Annotated in this window: 17 protein-coding genes; 5 read left to right on the forward strand and 12 right to left on the reverse strand. The window is 61.5% G+C overall.

All coding sequences use genetic code 11. The annotated features are described in order from the left end of the window. Positions 1-349: 349 nt before the first annotated feature. Entirely contained in the window at positions 350-1783 is a 1434-nt protein-coding gene (locus RI444_RS13160) for an MFS transporter (RefSeq protein ID WP_316963811.1), read from the reverse strand. A 224-nt stretch (positions 1784-2007) separates the two neighbouring features. Beyond that, positions 2008-2307, reverse strand: a complete 300-nt coding sequence (locus RI444_RS13165; RefSeq protein WP_133830822.1) for a heavy-metal-associated domain-containing protein — start codon at positions 2305-2307, stop codon at positions 2008-2010. Between the two features lie 285 nt (positions 2308-2592). Between RI444_RS13165 and RI444_RS13170 the strand changes: the two genes are divergently transcribed. Next, the gene (locus RI444_RS13170) at positions 2593-2988 is read left to right on the forward strand and encodes a hypothetical protein (protein WP_133830823.1); all 396 of its coding nucleotides are present in this window, start codon (positions 2593-2595) and stop codon (positions 2986-2988) included. A 198-nt stretch (positions 2989-3186) separates the two neighbouring features. On the opposite strand, the gene RI444_RS13175 is transcribed toward RI444_RS13170, so the two are convergent. From RI444_RS13175 to RI444_RS13195, 5 genes are all read right to left on the reverse strand, one after another. Continuing rightward, positions 3187-5343, reverse strand: coding sequence for a glycogen debranching N-terminal domain-containing protein (locus RI444_RS13175; RefSeq protein WP_133830824.1), 2157 nt, complete (start codon positions 5341-5343; stop codon positions 3187-3189). Positions 5344-5575: 232 nt separating this feature from the next. Further along, on the reverse strand, positions 5576-6301 hold the full coding sequence (locus RI444_RS13180; RefSeq protein ID WP_133830825.1) for a winged helix-turn-helix transcriptional regulator: 726 nt from the start codon (positions 6299-6301) through the stop codon (positions 5576-5578). Positions 6302-6492: 191 nt separating this feature from the next. Next, on the reverse strand, positions 6493-7272 hold the full coding sequence (locus RI444_RS13185; RefSeq protein WP_133830826.1) for an MBL fold metallo-hydrolase: 780 nt from the start codon (positions 7270-7272) through the stop codon (positions 6493-6495). Between the two features lie 37 nt (positions 7273-7309). Further along, positions 7310-7732 (reverse strand): PAS domain S-box protein, encoded by a 423-nt coding sequence (locus RI444_RS13190; protein WP_205679365.1) that lies wholly within the window; start codon positions 7730-7732, stop codon positions 7310-7312. 201 nt (positions 7733-7933) lie between these two features. After that, entirely contained in the window at positions 7934-8416 is a 483-nt protein-coding gene (locus tag RI444_RS13195; RefSeq protein WP_056387789.1) for an Lrp/AsnC family transcriptional regulator, read from the reverse strand. A 137-nt stretch (positions 8417-8553) separates the two neighbouring features. On the opposite strand from RI444_RS13195, the gene ald reads away from it, so the two are divergent. The 3 genes from ald to RI444_RS13210 all read left to right on the forward strand — a co-directional run bounded on the left by ald (position 8554) and on the right by RI444_RS13210 (position 10976). Beyond that, the gene (gene ald / locus RI444_RS13200) at positions 8554-9669 is read left to right on the forward strand and encodes an alanine dehydrogenase (protein WP_166183130.1); all 1116 of its coding nucleotides are present in this window, start codon (positions 8554-8556) and stop codon (positions 9667-9669) included. Between the two features lie 66 nt (positions 9670-9735). After that, a complete protein-coding gene (locus RI444_RS13205; RefSeq protein WP_133830829.1) occupies positions 9736-9993 on the forward strand; it encodes a hypothetical protein in 258 nt (85 codons plus the stop codon). A 488-nt stretch (positions 9994-10481) separates the two neighbouring features. After that, positions 10482-10976, forward strand: a complete 495-nt coding sequence (locus RI444_RS13210; protein WP_242703048.1) for an HtaA domain-containing protein — start codon at positions 10482-10484, stop codon at positions 10974-10976. A 132-nt stretch (positions 10977-11108) separates the two neighbouring features. On the opposite strand, the gene RI444_RS13215 is transcribed toward RI444_RS13210, so the two are convergent. Continuing rightward, complete coding sequence (locus RI444_RS13215; RefSeq protein WP_308292711.1) at positions 11109-12122, reverse strand: ISL3 family transposase; 1014 nt, start codon at positions 12120-12122, stop codon at positions 11109-11111. A 106-nt stretch (positions 12123-12228) separates the two neighbouring features. On the opposite strand from RI444_RS13215, the gene RI444_RS13220 reads away from it, so the two are divergent. Beyond that, complete coding sequence (locus RI444_RS13220; RefSeq protein WP_242703273.1) at positions 12229-12423, forward strand: hypothetical protein; 195 nt, start codon at positions 12229-12231, stop codon at positions 12421-12423. Between the two features lie 303 nt (positions 12424-12726). Here the strand turns inward: RI444_RS13220 and RI444_RS13225 are convergent, their stop codons facing one another. From RI444_RS13225 to RI444_RS13240, 4 genes are all read right to left on the reverse strand, one after another. After that, the gene (locus RI444_RS13225) at positions 12727-13491 is read right to left on the reverse strand and encodes a type 1 glutamine amidotransferase (RefSeq protein ID WP_133830830.1); all 765 of its coding nucleotides are present in this window, start codon (positions 13489-13491) and stop codon (positions 12727-12729) included. 207 nt (positions 13492-13698) lie between these two features. Then, positions 13699-15483 carry a helix-turn-helix domain-containing protein gene (locus RI444_RS13230; protein WP_316963812.1) on the reverse strand — a complete coding sequence of 595 codons (1785 nt, stop codon included), beginning with the start codon at positions 15481-15483 and terminating at the stop codon, positions 13699-13701. Positions 15484-15487: 4 nt separating this feature from the next. Then, on the reverse strand, positions 15488-16648 hold the full coding sequence (locus RI444_RS13235) for an NAD(P)/FAD-dependent oxidoreductase (RefSeq protein WP_316963813.1): 1161 nt from the start codon (positions 16646-16648) through the stop codon (positions 15488-15490). After that, the gene (locus tag RI444_RS13240) at positions 16645-16881 is read right to left on the reverse strand and encodes a ferredoxin (RefSeq protein ID WP_133830832.1); all 237 of its coding nucleotides are present in this window, start codon (positions 16879-16881) and stop codon (positions 16645-16647) included. Before RI444_RS13240 ends, RI444_RS13235 begins: the two co-directional genes overlap by 4 nt. Positions 16882-16886: the final 5 nt, after the last annotated feature.

Below are 16886 nucleotides of genomic sequence, written 5' to 3' on the forward strand. Positions count from 1 at the left end.
TCGTGGGTACCGCAGACCTACAAATTCCGTTGCATGTCCTCCAGAATGGGGATACACCAGGGCTAGGCTGGCGGAACACAAAGTCGGAGGAGGATCCCCTGAAGCGCAGAACCGGGTTGTTAGCGGCCAGGAATACTGCCCACAGGGGCGGGGAAGCCCGGGTCAACCGCCGCTTCGAGGCGTTTCGCGAGGTCCGCCGGCTATTGAACGGTGACCCGGTGGTATCTAGGCGAGGCTCTAGCTGCGCTTTTCGAGCGGACGATACCTGTCGCCGAGCATGCGCGCCCAGGCACAGGGGCGCGCATGCTGTACCTTCTCGTCACTGGAGACAGTCCCTGTCCGGGTCCGCCTAATGAATTCCGGCCGCAGCGGGGGCGTTGGCCTGTGCCGCGGTTCGGGAAGGCAAGGTAGCTGCAGCCAGTATTCCTGCAGCCACCAGCAGCCCAGCCGCGACGGCAAGTGCGCTGCCGTATCCGGCGACCAGTTGGCCTGCCTCGGTGACGGCCGAATGCTGGCTGCTGTTGCTGACCGTTGCAGCAACGCCTGCCAAAACGGCCAGTCCGAGGGCAACGCCGATTTGCTGGGCCGAGTTCAGCAGCGCAGAGGCAATTCCGGCCTCGGTTTCCTTCGTGTGATATACGGCGGCCTGGGTCAGGGCGATAATGCCGAGACCGAACCCAAGGGCGAGGATGAACATGGCCGGTGCCAGGTGCAGCCAGTAGTTCGTGTTTACCTGGATGAAGGAGAACCAGAAGGCAGCCCCGGCACTGAGCAGTGCCCCCGCTGCTGCGATGAGGCGCGTGGCCATCTTCAGCAGCAGCTTAGGCGCGGCCCCTGCCCCGAGCACCAGCCCTGCCGCGAACGGCAGCCAGCTGGCACCGGTCCGCAGAGGGCCGTAATGCTGAACCTGCTGGAGATAGAGGGTGATCACGTAGAAGCTGCCCATGGGACCAATGGCTAGCAGCAGCATGGAGGCGTATGCGCCAGCGCGGCCACGGTCCCGGAACAGCCCCAGTGGGACCAGCGGCGTGCTGCTGCGGGATTGCAGGGCGATGAAGGCAGCCAGCAGCAGGGCTGCAGCGGCTACCAGACCAAGGCCCAGAGGGTCAGCGAAACCCTCCTCGCCAAAGCGGGTAATTGCGTACACCAGGGCGACCATGCCGCTGGTTCCCAATACGGCGCCCCTGACATCGAGACTCCCGGCGTGCCGTCCTGCGCTCACCAAGGTCCGGCTGCCCAGGAGCACGAGGATGCCGATGGGTACGTTGATGAAAAAGACCCACCGCCAGCCGAGGGTGTCGGTCAGGCCGCCACCAAGAAGCAATCCCACCACAATTCCGAGAGCGGACATCGCGCCGTACAGCGACAGGGCTGCATCACGGGTCTTGCGTTCGGAGAAGGTTGTCGCAATGAGGGCCAGGGCGTTGGGCGCAACCAGTGCTGCTCCCAGCCCCTGAACCGCTCGGGCGGCGATGAGGGTCTGGCTGTTGGGGCCAAGACCCCCGGCCAGCGATGCGATGACGAAGAGGGCGAGACCGGCCTGCAATGCATGCCGCCGTCCGTAGAGATCGCCAAGCCGACCGCCCAGGAGCAGCAGAGCCCCGAACGTGAGGTTATAAGCATTCACAATCCAGGGCAGATGCACGGCGTTCACCCCGAGTTCCTGCTGGATGCTAGGCAACGCGATGTTCACGATGGAGTCGTCGAGCACCAGCATCAGCTGTGCGGTCGCGATCACCAGCAACGGCACCAATCCGCGCCGCTGTCCTGTTTTTCCGGTCATAGCATGTCCTCTACAAATTGGCGGGCAGCAGAGCCCGCAGAAAGTTCAGGGGGTACCCGAGTCGGGTGTTTTTTGGGGTTGCGCGGCCTGCTGGGGTTCGGGTGGACCCCGCTGGCCAGTTGTGGAGGGATTCATTCGCCCGCGGGCGCGCTTCGATGCCTCCTGTTTCGGGAGGGGGCGCCAACTTCTGGGCCGTTTTTGCGGCGTGAAGTTCCAGGGAATTACTAGCCGCTAACCACGTAACCGGCGGCAATGACGGCTTGGCGTACAGCAGCCGCGGCGGCTTTGCCGCCCATCAGGAGGCGGGAAAGGCCACCAGGAACGAGCTCAATAGCCACAGAATCCACTCCCTCAAGGACCAGGACGGCCTTCTCGACTGTCTGGGCACAATGCCGGCAGGTTAGGCCCTCGAGAGTGAGCTCAGCAGCGGAGGAGGTGGGCTGCGAAAAGACGTTGGCTGTGCAGCAACTGCATCCCGCACTCGAGGCGAGGGGAAGCTCAGTGCGGTTTCCAGATTCAAACATGTCAGTTTCCATTCCTTGATGGAGCATCAATGGGCGCTGGGGTTGACGGGCCGTGAAAGCGGGTGTTGGCACCGGCCGGGACATGCCTTGTCACTGACAACGCATCCACTATACCCCCCGGGGGTATAGTGCGCAACGTGGGTAGATTTGAGCGCCGTTTATGCGTGCCTGCGGTATGGGGGTCAGTACAGCTTTCGTACTTGTCCGGTAGAGAGAGCAGGTCGCTGAATTGAAACAAGGCGTCACTGCGGACGCTTTACACGACGAAGGAGCAGAGGAAGAACTATGGCTGTAGACCTCACACGTATGCAGAAGGCCAATTTTGTCGACGAGGACAAGTACGAACTCATTACTATCGGGCGGATCACGAAAAGGATGGTGACCCTTGACGGGGCCAGCGCCCTTCTCGTCCGTTTCCCGGTGGGAGCATCAGTGACGGAGGATGCGGTCAAGACCGGAATTCTCGACACGGATATGTGTCCCATGCCGCATGTCGCCTACATCCTGGAAGGCAGTTTGGGGGTGCGCCAGCGTACCGGATCCGAGGAGGAATTCTCAGCCGGAGATCTTATGATGCTGCCGCCGGAGCATGAAGCATGGACCGTCGGGGACAGGGACTGCGTCTTTATCGAATTCATGCGTGGGACCAGTGACGTCTACGACTACTGGCCGGAGCACTGAGCGGGCGCGTAGGCGCCATGTGAAGTGCGGGCACGATGAGCGCTGAAGATAGCGCTCATCATGCCACGTCTCCCGTTGGGCAAGTCGCCGCGCCTAACGGGAGGCGTGCCAGAAGTCATCATCTAACTGTTCGCCGGCTTCGTCCCAGAGGGGATGGCGGCGCTGTAACATCGAGGGTGTCGACGACAGTCAGGCTGCCTACTTCCGTCGTCGGCGGTCTGCCTGTTCGACCAGTTCCGTAATCCATGGCCGATGTCCGCGTCGAAATTCCATCCACTCAGGCAGGCCCTGAATAGAGGGGCCGGACCTATCGATGTCGATGGTGATCCGGCCGCCACCCACAGGTGCGTTGGTGATGTGCAGATCACCATAGGCTTCCGGAAGCACAGGATCCATCCACAGTCCCCGACGGGAGACATGAACGTCGTACCGCATCAGGTTCGTCACCAGGAGGATCGGGGCCGTTGCTGCCCAAGCCTGGGGCGAACACGCCGTTGGATAGGGTACGGGTTCGGCGAACTGATCACGGCTGAAGCCGCAGAAGAGCTCGGGCAAGCGCCCGCCCGAGAATTCGGCGGCTTCCAATATCGCAGTGGTAATGCGCTGTGCTTCCGCCACGAAGCCGTATCGCAACAGACCGGCAGCGATGATTGCATTGTCGTGGGGCCATACCGAGCCGTTGTGATAGCTGGCCGGGTTATATGCGCCCATGTTGCTGGCCAAGGTCCGTATACCCCAGCCGCTGAACATCTCCGGAGACATAAGCCGCTCGGCAACCTGCGGAGCCTTGTCCTCGTCTACGAGTCCGTAGACCAGACAGTGGCCCATGTTGGAAGCACACGCGTCCACCTGTCGCTTCCTGCCGTCGAGTGCGATTGCATAGTACCCCCGGTCCGGCATCCAGAACTGCTCGTTAAATCTCCGCTTCAGTTCCGCCGCCCGATCGGCGAGATCATCTCCCCGTGCCGTGTCGCCCGCGTCGTATGCCATCCAGGCACGCGCGGTATACGCAGCATAGACATAGGCCTGGACTTCACAGAGCGCGATCGGGGGCTCCGCAAGTGTTCCATCGGCAAAATTGATGCCGTCCCAGGAGTCTTTCCAGCCTTGGTTTATCAGGCCCTGGTCGTTGAGCCGTTCATATTCGACGAAACCGTCGCCGTCCTTGTCCCCGTAGTGACGTATCCATTCCAGGGCGCGGTCCGCGTGGGGCAGCAAACCGGCGATAATATCTGCTCCGAATCCCCACCGGCTGACGGCTCCGAGCACATCCACAAATAACGGAGTCGCGTCGACGCTCCCGTAGTAGGCTGAGTTGCCTCCAAGGGCCAAACCGGCATTGAGGCTAAGCCTTACTTCGTGCAGGATCTTGCCGGGCTCCTCCTCGGTCAGCGGGTCCACGATGGTTCCTTGCCGGTCCGCCAGCGTCTGCAGCGTCCCCAAAGCCAGTGAGGGATCCACCGGTAACGCCATTTCCGAGGCCCACAGGGAATCCCGGCCAAAGAGCGTCATGAACCACGGCGCACCTGCCGCCACCACAACGCGTTCGGGATGATCCGGATCCTCGATCCGGAGGGCACCCAAGTCGTCGTAGCTCCGCCGTAACGTACGCTCAATGGATCGGTTACCCATGCGAACGACGGGAATCCTGGCAACCCATTCCTTGCGGCGCCGGTCACTGGGGGACAACTCCTCCCCCTCAGGGTGGACAAGGGTGGCGCTCCGGCCAGAGCCTTCAACCTCAACCCGGGCACTGACGACAGCGCTCCAGTCCCCTTGCGGTGGGACAGATACCAGAAAGGTGACCCCCTCCGGCTTCACCTCTGCTCCCGGAGCCTGAATGACGACCCGTTTTCGCATGCCTTGCCAGACACCGGAAATGGTCAGCTGGTCCCCATCCACGTACCGGGTTGCGTCCCACGCACGCTGGATCCGGGCTTCCTTCACTTCAAAAAGGTCCGCGAAGTCAGCTTCAACCTCGAGGGAAATCGCGCATTCGACGGGTTTGGTTGAATAATTGCGGACGGTAAGTCGCTCCTGAATACCCGCGCCGACTTCCCGCAGGCGCTCCACGATCAGCGGGCTGTCGGCATATCCGTCGGAACGGGGAACGCGACCTGCAAACAGGGCCCGGAACGGCTCGCGCGTCTCGGCAGCGAGGGACTCAAGCGGATGACTGTTGACTGTCAGGTTCCAGCGGGACAGGAATCGGGTGTCCTGCACGAACAGGCCATGCGGGTGCTCGGGATGAATGTCGCCATTGGGCAAAGAAATGCAGAACGAGGTTTCCTCGACCAGGGTGACGGTCCCTGCCCCTACTGGGCCGGCAGCCGTGTCAGCATTCCATCCAGCCATCCTGGTTCCTCCAAGAAAGCAGCGCCGGCACAACGTGGTCTCTTAGACACGCTTGGGCGACGGCACCTCTGTTTACTTGACCCTACTCTCCCCCGGCTAAGGGGTGTAGACCCTGTTTCATATCCCTGCATGGCATCCAGAAACAGGACCCAGTGCAACGTACCTGTATAGCAGGAAGCCGGGAAACGGCGGGCCTGTCAACCGCGGGGCACCGTATGGTGGGCGCTGACCGTTAGGAAGCTGCCCGAGGGGCGAACCAGCCGGAGAAGTCCGCAGCCCACTCTTGCGGGCCAACAAACCCGATGGAGCCCAGCTGCCGCGCCTCCTCACAGCGGCGCAGACCCCACCAGAGGTCGTAGAGCACCCGCGGGGCGACATGAACCTGAAGATCCGGGACACGTTCTGCGCGGCCGATGCTCGCGGTTGTCTTGCTGTTCTCTGTGCAGATCCAGCCATGAAGGGGAGCTCCCCTGACGTTGTCGAACTCGAACCCCAGGACAATCGACTTCCTGGGCAGGGAATCTGTCACAAGGCTGCGGCCCATGTGTTCGAGCAGCGTGCCAAGCCCTGTCCGCAGGTCATTCTCAAAGGGCGCATGCCAATGACTCGCCCAGAGGCCCAGCGACTCCAAGGTCTGCCGCAGCGCGTAGCCGACCGGCGTCAGTCTGTAGCGTCGTGAGCCGCGGGGGCCGGTTTCATCGTTGCGAACGACAAGCTCCAGCTGGACCAGGCGCTTGAGCCGCTGGGAAAGCAGTGTCCGCGAAAGGTCAGGCAGGGCCCGGGACATATCGTTGAACCCCATTTCACCGCAGAGGAGTTCGCGCACGATCAATAGGGACCAGCGGTCACCCAGCAGCCGCAGCCCTTGTGATATCGACCAATAATCGGCACTCGGGCGCCCTGCTGTTTTCGCCAGGTCGTCTTGTTCCCGGGTGAACTGCTCCGCAATGGTCGTCATCGTCCCTGAGCTCCAAGCGATCCGTGAGTTGTGCTGCCACCATTCTTCCCGACCCTTCGAGGTGCTGTGTGTGCGCCACGCACATAAGTTGATGCCCGCCTGTCCGTCGCAGGCCTTCACCGGTTCTGCCTTTAAGCAAGAATCGAAGGTTGGCCGATAACCGTCCAACCTTCGATTCTGCGGTCCGTTTGCTAGAGCCGGATGTCTGCAGACTCCCCCGGTTTCAAGGCGATGAGGAGTTCGCTGAGCCCGGCATCGGCGAAAAGCTTGCTGATCTGGTCCGCATTCTGGCTGAAATGTTCCCACGAATCCTCGTGCACTGGAACGACCTTCTTGACACCCATGATCTTGGCCGCCTCCAGGGCCCGGTCATTGCTGAGGGTGATGTACGCGCCATCTGCGATCACATCGAATTTTGCGCCGCCGACGAAGAGCACAGCGATATCAATGGCTGGAAAACGATCCGCAATTTCGCGCACGATATCCAGCTCGGAGTTATCACCGCTGATGTAAATCGTCGGCATGCCCTCTGCTTCGAGGACAAAGCCAATAACGGGCCCGAGTGCGTCCCACACGCCCTCCGGGCCATGATGCGCCGGCACTGCCGTGATTTTCATCTGCCTGCCATCGGGAAGCGTAACGGTATGAGTCTCGTAGTCGCTGGTCCCGCGGACGTTGGGGCCGAAGTTCTTCGCAGCCTCCGTCGTGGTGAGGGCAAGCGGCACCATCGTCAGAAAACCCCGGCCGGCCACGTCCAGGTTGTCGATGTGCTCGTGGGAGGCGAGTGCCAGGTCAACGTGGCCAAGCTCCTCGGGGGTGGCGCTGGGGGCGAGCTTCTTGATGACGGGTCCGGCGATTGGGTGGTGGTAGACCTGGGGGGAATCGAAGGTGGGGTCAGTGATCATCCGGTAGCCGGCGATCTCGAGGAGCAGGGTCGGTCCTCCAATGAGGGTTGCTTTGACGTCGTCCATAATTTCAGTCCTTTATCGGGTCGGTGGCGGCCGGGGTTCAGCTCTTGCTCGTCATTTGAGCCGTGATGTCTTCCGCCCCGTGCAGGACATAGACGAGCTTGCCGTCATCGTCGAAAGCCGGAGCGTTCAGGGGCTGGAACCACCGGGGCTCGAAAATCCCGTCTGAGTTCTCGATGTCATAGCGAACAGGCGGAAGAATATCGATCTTGCCGGTTTCGACAACACGCTCGATGGAGCTGCGCAGAATCTCTGTTCCCTTGGCGTCAGGGTTGTCCGGGTTGTCCGGAAAAGCCTCGAGGATGTCCATGCCGACGATTCCCTCGCGGCTCTTTCCCGTAGATGCAAGGAACGAGTCAGTGGCAGCGACGATCGTTCTGTCGGGGGTGACGATGATGTATTGGTTCGGCAGACTTTCGAAGATTTTCTGAAAGTCGGGGTTATGTGCATCTGAGGATGACACTTCGACTCCTTTCCCTGATGAGCGACTCTTTCGCGTCTCGTATTGCCATTGCAGCAGGTGGGGCCGCCCCCCACTAGTGCAATACATGGACTGGAAGGAGTCAGCGTCCCTGCTGTTTCGCCGACCAGGGCCTGCCGCAGATGTCGGGAAAAACGGGGATGCCCTTTGGCTTGGGCCATCGGCGGCATTTGTCCCAGATCCCTAGAGTCCGAAGGCGGTTCCGTGGCCATGCTCGAACACGAGGTTGGTCTGGGTGCCTGCGACGGCAGGATTCGATGACAGATGGTCCAGTACGAATTGACGGATGTGCTCGGTATTCCTGGCCGTGATGTGGATCAGGAAATCATCTGCACCGCCAAGAACGAAGAATTGCTTGATCTCGGGCAGGTCCCGCAACTCATTTCCGAAGGCATTCATCAGGTGCCGGGCCCCAGGCCTAAGCCGCACGCTGACCAGGGCCTGGAGGGGCAGGCCCATTGCTTCGGGTGCGACTTCGACGGTGAAGCGCTTGATTACCCCCGACTCTTTGAGCGCCTTGAGGCGGGCAAGACAGGTTGACGGCGCAAGTCCGAGGGCCTCCGACAACGACTGATTGGTACGCCTTGAATTATTGGACAGCAGGCCAAGAAGCTTGTGGTCCACTTCGTCCAATGGCACCTGTTGCAGTTTCTGCGAGTCCGACACTCTGTAACGCTCCTCACAATGCAGGAATTAATGAGCTGCTTCCATTCTGCCGCAGATCCTGCGAGCAGGGCTCACGTTTCCGCATTTTCTGTCATTCTTTTGCCCACAAGCATCAATCCCCTCAGAAAGCATGAGTCATGATCATCTCCGTCCCCAAGGAAATCAAGAACAACGAGTTCCGCGTCGCGATCACTGCCGCCGGCGTCCACGAATTCAAAGCAAACGGCCACGACGTGCTCGTGGAAACCGGCGCCGGCGCCGGTTCCGGCATCAGCGATCAGGAGTACGCCCTTGCCGGAGCCGAGATCGTCGAGACCGCAGAGGAGGCCTGGGCGCGGGCCGACATGGTGATGAAGGTCAAGGAACCCGTGGCATCCGAATACCGGCACTTCCGTGAGGGCCTGCTACTTTTCACCTACCTGCACCTTGCAGCGGAACCCGCACTGACCCAGGCGCTTGTCGAATCCGGTGTCACCGCCATCGCGTACGAGACCGTTCAGGAAGGCCGGGCACTGCCGCTGCTCGCCCCGATGTCCGAAGTGGCCGGCCGGCTCTCCGTCCAGGTCGGTGCGACCTCGCTCATGGCGCCGGCAGGGGGCAAGGGTGTGCTGCTCGGCGGCGTTCCGGGCGTCCGTCCCGCCAAGGTTGTCGTCCTCGGTGCAGGCGTCGCCGGCACCAACGCCGCGGCCATGGCGCTCGGCCTCGGCGCCGACGTCACCATCCTGGACATCAACATCAACCGGCTGCGCGAGCTGGACGCCCAGTACCAGGGCCGCCTGAAGACCGTAGCGTCCAACTCATACGAGATCGAAAAGTCCGTTATCGATGCTGATCTCGTCATCGGCTCCGTCCTGATCCCGGGCGCCAAGGCACCCAAGCTCGTCACCAACGACCTCGTGGCCCGGATGAAGCCCGGCTCGGTGCTCGTTGACATCGCCGTGGACCAGGGCGGCTGCTTTGAAGATACCCACCCCACCACGCACCAGGAACCCACGTACAAGGTCCACGAGACGATCTTCTACTGCGTGGCCAACATGCCCGGCGCTGTCCCGAACACCTCCACCTACGCCCTGACCAACGTCACGCTCCGCTACGCGGTGGCTTTGGCCAACTACGGCGTCAAGGGTGCTTTCGACCGGCTCCCCGCTCTCGCCGGCGGTCTGAACGTGGCGGCAGGCAAGGTCACCCACAAGTCTGTCAGCGATGCCCACGGGCATGACCTCGCCGACTGGCAGGACCTGGTAACGGTTTAAGGCATCGGCCGTGTCTGCCCGATAGAAGGCAGACACGGCCCGCTTCACAGGAAGGGAAAGCATCGAATGGCATTTCACCTGCAACCCAAGTGGCAGCCGCTGATTGGCCAGCCGGTCATTGTTAAACTTCAGGATGAGGAGATCCGGCGCGGAGTTGTCGATGCAGTCACCGACGATGATCAAATCCTGTGGCTCGACAGTGACGGCGCTGAGCCCCGCCGGCTATTTCACCGGGCAGACGGTTTCAACGTGTGGGTCGACTACAAGTGGGAAACCGAGAGGTTCAGCCGTTGCCCTGACTTCCAGCGGGAGGCTGCATCATGAGGGGCGGGCAGTCCAAGGCGGCTGGATACGTACAGCATCGGGAACGGTTTCACAGTGATAATGAATTGTCAGCAGCAATCACCAGGCTGCGTTCCCAACGGGACAACAGTGAAGCGTCAGGTGTTCTTGTCACCTGGCACGGCCCCTGGTCCTACACCCTGGAGCTCTGCCACCGGATTCCTCCCGGGCTCGTCTACGAGTGCATCGCGTCTGAACGACTGAATATGGCACTCTAATTCAGACCCGGCCTGACGGGCCGCGCCCATCAGCGCTCCCCCAGCAGGCTCGTAACCTCAACGACCGTCCTTTCCGATGGGCGCCAGGCACACGGTCCGCGCGAATGATGTGCCCGCAGTACATGTCGATCACCTGAACCGCCACGAAAATGGTCGAAGATGAACAGCCGCAAGCCCCTCCCCTACCTGGTGTGTCAGAGAGCGGGGAGCGCCACCGGCCCTGTGCAACCTGGCAACGACAAAGGAACCCTGATGTCCGAACTCACTGTTGAAAGAGCAGATCTCGGCATGGCATGGGCGGTCAAAGACAGCTTTGTCCGCTACGTGCAGTCCATGCATGACGGACGCATACTCTTGCGTGACGGTGCTGCCGTGACCAATACCCGGCAGTTCTATTTCCCGTTCAAGAGCCTGGACCAGTCTGCCGGTGACCACTTTGTGCTCCAGTTCGGTGGGGAGGCGCGCTTCCTCGCCCACCATGGGCTTATGTCGGTCGCAATTTGCAACCCAAAAATAGAAGTCGGGCCGGACGGGGCATGCCTGTCCATCGAGCAAGGAAACGAGACGGTGCAGCTCGCCGATCTCCGTTTGCCGGCGGTGTCGGTGGAAGACGGCGTAACCATGTGGGCGAATGTCCAGGTAGCGTTGACCAGCGCAGGAGCGGCTGTCTTCGCAGACAGCTACTCAGCCGGAGAGACCCTGGCTCCGCTGACCATGAGAGCACCATCCTTCGTGAAAGTACCGTGACGTCGTCTTTGAGGGAACCTGTTCGACACCGCTTGGGGCCGGTGCTGGGAAACACCTGAAGACACGGGTGCGTTTGTTTGTTGCAAGGAGCTCAAGATACGTAGGCGCTTCAACATACCTGGCCCTTCGCGTTTAGGCATGGTTCGTTTGTTTGATCCGGTAGGGGCGGTGGCCGCCGGCGGCGAGTAGGCATCTAAGTCTGTAGTTAGTGAAGTTGCGGAAGCCACGGGCGATTCTGCGGGTGGTTTCGATGACGCCATTTATCGCTTCGGTGGGTCCACTGGAGGCGCCGTTGGTGTCGAAGTAGGCCAGGATCGCTGCCTTCCATTGTTTGAGCGTCCGGCCCAGTCGTGAGATTTCCGGGATCGGGCAGGACGGGAACGAAGCGATCACTTCGTTGATTAGTTCCCTGCCTCGCTCGGGTCTGGCGTGGTAGATGTTGCGGAGCTTCTGGTAGCACTGCCAGGCCAGGGTGACCTCGTGGTGCGGGTCCCCGAGGGTGAGCTTCGCGTCGAGCCGGGCGGTTTGTTTGTCGGTGAGGTGTTCGGCGCCGACTTGCAGCGCCCGGCGGATGCCGTAGAGCGGATCGCCCTTGCGGCCGCGGTGTCCGAGGGTGTCCTGCTGGACGCGGCGGCGGACCTCATCGACCATGGCCGATCCGAGTTTTACGACGTGGAACGCGTCCAGGACGGTGATGGCTTCTGGCAATTCATCGCGGATTGCGTTCGCGTAGCCACGGAACGGATCCAGGGCCGCTGTCTTGATGCCGGTGGTGAAGGCGGCACCGCGCTCTTTGAGCCAGTCGGCGTAGGCCTTCCCGGACCGTCCTGGAACGAGGTTCAGCAACCGGGCGTGAACTATGCCGCGGGCGTCCCGTGTGTGGTCCACGATCCCGGTGACCATGCCGGATCCCGGCGGGCCCGTGTGTGACCAGACATGCTCGTCGACGCCGAGCGCGTTCACGCCGGCCAGCCGTTCCGTGATGCCGATGCGCCTGGTGGCCTCTGCCTTGATGGCGTCCCAGACGGTGTGCCAGGAAAAGCCGAGCTGATGGGCCAGGGCTGAAACGGAAGTGTCGAAACGCTGCAGCGCGTCGGTCGCCCATGCCACTGCCCGGGCGGTGAGTTTCGCCCGCGGCCCGGCCAACGGGTGTTCCTCGGTGAAGGTGTTCCCCCGGACAGTCCGGGTCGGGGCAGCGCCAGACGCGATTGGCCCACAGCAGCCGCACCGGACGACCGAAACACGGGGTGTCATGGAGACGAACCGGCCGGCGGCCGTGCCCGACCGCGACGACGCCGCAGCCCGGACAGCCACTGAGGGTTTCACCGGTTTCGACGTGCAGAACCAGGCCGTTGGCGGTTGCTGTGACGGAGTTGATGTGGAGGCCCTCGACACCGAGCAGCGCATCCGGCGCGCGTGCACCAGCGGCCACCGGAACAAGACATAGAGTTATTCATGTCAGGGTCTCTTTTGGGTGTTGGTTTGCTTGGCCGCAACCAATTCAAAGAGGCCCTGACCTTATTCCCACCGCACCACGCCGCACCGACAACATCCAATGCCCGGCGGGGACAGTCTCAGCCAGCACTAACCACGCTCATCTGCGAAGGGCCACATACCTGGCGCATCCGATCACGACGGATATGGCATGTTCCCGCCCCCTTGGAATGACTGGTGCCGGGGGCAGGAGGCGCGGCGCCGGATGTCCAGGACACGTCCAAGCCGCAACGGCAGCGCCGCCACACCACTTGGTCTACTGGGAAGCCACTGTTGCGGTCGTTCGGACCAGGTGGGCGAAGCGTCGTGCCATTGCCTCAGTATGCTCCCTCACAATCTGGTCTTGATTCTCGAACGCCTGCATACCATGCCCTGCCCGCTCCATGGCAACCGCGTCATTCTCGTCGACCAGGGATAGCCACTGGCGGTAGACCGCCGGCGACAGCTCAGGGTGAAACTGAACTCCCCACGACATTTCGCCTACCCGGAAAGCCTGATGCGGATACTGGGCGGTCATCCCGAGCCAGACCGCCGAAGGTGGCAGGTGGTCGATCATGTCCCCATGCATGGCCCCGGCGCAGAAAGGGCCCGGTAACCCGGCCATCAGGGGATCCCCGGCCGCCTCGGACCGTAATGCTACCTCTACGACTCCCGCCTCGAGGCCCTGGTCGCCCCTGGTCACCGTACCGCCGAAAGTCTGTGCCATCAGCTGAGCTCCGAGGCATATCCCAAGTGTGGGCTTCCTGTGGCTGGCAGCAGCTGCCATAAGGCTGCGGATGTGGGCAAGCCAGTGATAGACATGGTCGTCCAGCGAGCTCATGTCACCGCCCAGGACCACCAGGGCGTCCTCCCGAAGTATTTCCGGGATCACGTCGTCATTGAAAGGCTGGACAATTCTGGTGGTTATACCCTCGTCGTGCAGCCACAGGCCGAGACGGTCGATCGGGCAATAGGGATCCGGCTGTATGACGAGGGCCTGCAAAGTGCCGGCGCCCCGGGAAAGATCTGGCTGGTAGGTCATGCTCGAATTCCTTATCGGTTGATCGGAGTTTCCAATACTTCAAGGTAGCGAACGGCATCGCCGCGACCGCAGTGCCATTTGCACATGGAGATCCGAATGTGTGTGCTTGCAGAGCTGAGGCATTGGCGCTTCGGATGGCTGGGGTCGACTCTATTCACACCATGGGACGGTCCTTGAACAGGAATTTAGTTTGGGCGGCCGTTGCCGTCACTGAAGAACCGCGCGCTGGCCTTCCCGCACCGCCAACCGTGCGGCAATGCCTGTGGGTAGCCAGTCTCCGGATTCTTCGAAGGAATGACCGATGAGCTGCTCTACGCGCTGGAGGCGTTGCCGGAGCGTGTTGCGGTGGATGTGCAACTTGGAGACCGTGTCCGCAATGGATCCCTTGTTGGATAGCAGCATGGCAACTGTTTCGGCCAACTGGGTTCCATTTTCTGCGTCGTAGCGCATGAGGGACCTGAGTTCAGCGAGCACGTCCTTGATCTCCGCAGACATCCCTTCCCCTACGAGCGGCATGTCCTGCAGATGTTCTATTTCGCTGAAAGAGGTGACCCGTCTCCCGGACGTCCTGGCAACTAGTTCTGTCCATGCCAGTGCGGTCTCGGCGTCGGAAAGCGCAGGCTGCAGGGAAGCGACATCGCGGGCCACCGGACCGAGGCCGGCGAAGGCTGAGACGCCGCGGTGTTCGTCGAGCTCAGAAAGAGTTGTCTCCAGCTTCGCCTTGATCTCCTCTCCCGTACCGGAGGGGGTATCGATAAAGAGCAGGCTGAGGGGTCCCTCCGTGAAGACGAGGGACCGTGGGCCGGCCAGTTCCTGCAGGTAGGGGGCAATGCGCCTAGACACGGCATCCGAGTCGAATTTCAGCCGTTTCACCCGTACCAGGACAGGCAGTGTGCGGCCCTTTGACCAGCCTGACTCCTCCAGAATGCGGGCGAATGTGCTCGTGCCGACGCTACGGAGCAGGCGTGAAGCATGGGAGGAACCTACCGATTCCAGTTCTACTGCTTCAAACAGGGCGGCCAGTTGGGAGCAAATGGCGCTGAGTCGGTCAAGTTCCCTGGCGGAATAGCGGCGTGGACGGTAGCAGGTGACGATGCCCCGGGTGCTCGTCAGGCCGAAGGAAACAGATATCCGCTCATGTCCGGCGAAGTTGGATTCGATAAATTCGGAGGTTGCTGTTCGTGAGTGAGTGGTTCGAACCACTGTTCCGCTTCGCTCGCCCTTGTCCATTGCGATGGCAGTGGGCGGGGATGTGGCTGGACCACGACCGAAATATTCGATGACGCAACCGTCGGAGCTCATGTGCTTGAGGATCGACTGGGCGGCCACTTGAGCGCATTGCAGAACCGAAGTGGCGGAGTTGATCGGGAAATCTACAAGGAAATGTGCTGCTGCAGACTGACGCCGCAAGTCGTCAACAGTCTCAGCCTGCAGCAGGCCGCTGGCAAGCAGCATGCCCACCTCGTCGGCAATCAGCTTTGACTCCCAGGTGAAGGTTTCCTCGGCATACGACCAGAGGCTGAATACACCCAGGAGCGTCCCGGTCGGAGCCACGATCGGGACTACCAGCATCGAGTTGAAATCTTCTTCCTGCAGTTCGCTGATGCTGACGAACCGCGGATCCTGCTGAATGTTTTTGTTAAGGACAACTGACTGCCGGGTAAGCCCCACCCAGCCGGTTACCCCCTCGCCGAGGCGAAGGGTGACCCTTCCAACTTGCTGGCTCTGCACTCCAGCGGTACCTGCACGCATAACAAGAACTTGTTCCTGTTCATCCCACAGGTAGACGAAAACCCCTGCTGAGTTTGTTGCCCTGGCAACCAGGTCCACTGCCCTTTGAGCAAGCGCGAGCGGATCGGGTCCTTCCATCATGAGCTGCGTGAGCTCGGACAGGGTATCTGCCCGGAGCTCTGCTATTTGGAGTTTTTGGCGATAGTCAGCCGGCAGGACCTCGTTCGGTTGCGGGGCCGCGGGCTCAGCAGGGGTATTCATCTTTTCAGCTTAGGAGGCTCATGCCCATGGAGGCCCGACTGAACTGCCTTGGCGCGTTGACGCCAATCCAGGCCGTCTCCTCCTCCGCGGATCCGATCCGGTACAAGGCGGCGTTGCGTTCCTCGGCAGCGTAGACCTGCACAAGTTCGCCTTCCGGCGGAAGCATGCCGTGTACCTGGACCTTTCGACCGAACTGTTCCGTCCATCCGTACGGAGCCTGTTCCAGTTCCGTGGATTCGAAGCCGGCGAAGTATTCAGCGAGGGCTGCACCGTGCCGTTGGGCCTGGGTCCAACTCTCGAACCGCCGAAACGTTCCGTCCTCGGCCTGCCGTGCCGAAACGTCTCCGATAGCGAAGATCCCGTCAGCGATTTCACCGCTGGTCAGCAGCGCCTTCCCGTCGGCAGTGCAACGGACTCCGTTGGAAATGTCGAGGTCGCTGTAGGTCAGCCATTCGGTATTGGGCCGGGCGCCGACAGCGCTGATAACAAGGTCGGCGTGCAGGTCCAGGCCGCTGACCTGGACTGTCCATGCGGCATCGGTTTTCTGAATGGACTCCACAGCAACTCCAAAGTGGGTTACAACACCTGCCTGGTGCATCCATGCCTTTGCTTCTTCCCCCAGATGTCCTGAAAAGAAGCGCTGCATTGGCTGCGGAGCCAGATCCACCACGGTGACGGCAAGCCCACGCTGGGCCAGTGTAGATGCGAGTTCCGCACCAATGGTTCCGGCGCCGATGATGATCGCACTGGCAGCTCCTGCATCCACGGCATTGCGCAGGGCCAGGGCGTCCTCGGCGGTTCTCAGGCTGAGAACGCCTGCGGGCTCATTCGGCAGTCTGATGGAACCGGCTCCGGTTGCGATGACGACCGCGTCAGCCGCCACTTCTCCGAGCTTGTCCAGCAGAACAGTCCGCTTGTCAGGGAGCAGCCCGATTGCCTTTGCGTTGAGGATCGGCGTAGCCTCCGGCCACCACTCGGCCGGTTCGACGGAACCAGTGCCCAGAAGAAACTGCTTGGACAGCGGGGGCCGGTCGTAAGGCGCGTTCGGGTCGGAATCTATGACGATAAATTCGCCTGCAAAGCCGAGCTCACGGCTGCGTTCAATCAGCATCGCCGATGCAACCGAAGCGCCAATAATCGCGACCCGGTCTGGCAGATGTGTCACGACGCCGAAACCTCTGCGGCTTTTTCGCCGGCCTCGGTCGATTCCCGTTCAAGGATTGCCCGTTCAGGGCAGTTCCGGATGGCCTTGCGGACGTTCGGCTCGTCGCCGCTGTTTTCGCGGCCAGGAATGACGTGCGCATAGCCTTCCTCGTCGATCTCGAAGGTTTCGGGTGCCAGCGCCCAGCACCGGGCGTGGCCCTGGCAACGCCCTCCATCGACCCAAAGTTCTCCCATAGTGA

The organism is Paenarthrobacter sp. AT5, from assembly GCF_032764245.1.
Lineage (GTDB): Bacteria > Actinomycetota > Actinomycetes > Actinomycetales > Micrococcaceae > Arthrobacter > Arthrobacter ureafaciens.

What these genes read in the sequence shown, in the direction of transcription:
- RI444_RS13160 (WP_316963811.1), bottom strand. Translation starts at nt 1,783, where the DNA reads ATGACCGGAAAAACAGGACAGCGGCGCGGATTGGTGCCGTTGCTGGTG.
- RI444_RS13165 (WP_133830822.1), bottom strand. Translation starts at nt 2,307, where the DNA reads ATGTTTGAATCTGGAAACCGCACTGAGCTTCCCCTCGCCTCGAGTGCG.
- RI444_RS13170 (WP_133830823.1), top strand. Translation starts at nt 2,593, where the DNA reads ATGGCTGTAGACCTCACACGTATGCAGAAGGCCAATTTTGTCGACGAG.
- RI444_RS13175 (WP_133830824.1), bottom strand. Translation starts at nt 5,343, where the DNA reads ATGGCTGGATGGAATGCTGACACGGCTGCCGGCCCAGTAGGGGCAGGG.
- RI444_RS13180 (WP_133830825.1), bottom strand. Translation starts at nt 6,301, where the DNA reads ATGACGACCATTGCGGAGCAGTTCACCCGGGAACAAGACGACCTGGCG.
- RI444_RS13185 (WP_133830826.1), bottom strand. Translation starts at nt 7,272, where the DNA reads ATGGACGACGTCAAAGCAACCCTCATTGGAGGACCGACCCTGCTCCTC.
- ald (WP_166183130.1), top strand. Translation starts at nt 8,554, where the DNA reads ATGATCATCTCCGTCCCCAAGGAAATCAAGAACAACGAGTTCCGCGTC.
- RI444_RS13205 (WP_133830829.1), top strand. Translation starts at nt 9,736, where the DNA reads ATGGCATTTCACCTGCAACCCAAGTGGCAGCCGCTGATTGGCCAGCCG.
- RI444_RS13210 (WP_242703048.1), top strand. Translation starts at nt 10,482, where the DNA reads ATGTCCGAACTCACTGTTGAAAGAGCAGATCTCGGCATGGCATGGGCG.
- RI444_RS13220 (WP_242703273.1), top strand. Translation starts at nt 12,229, where the DNA reads ATGGAGACGAACCGGCCGGCGGCCGTGCCCGACCGCGACGACGCCGCA.
- RI444_RS13225 (WP_133830830.1), bottom strand. Translation starts at nt 13,491, where the DNA reads ATGACCTACCAGCCAGATCTTTCCCGGGGCGCCGGCACTTTGCAGGCC.
- RI444_RS13230 (WP_316963812.1), bottom strand. Translation starts at nt 15,483, where the DNA reads ATGAATACCCCTGCTGAGCCCGCGGCCCCGCAACCGAACGAGGTCCTG.
- RI444_RS13240 (WP_133830832.1), bottom strand. Translation starts at nt 16,881, where the DNA reads ATGGGAGAACTTTGGGTCGATGGAGGGCGTTGCCAGGGCCACGCCCGG.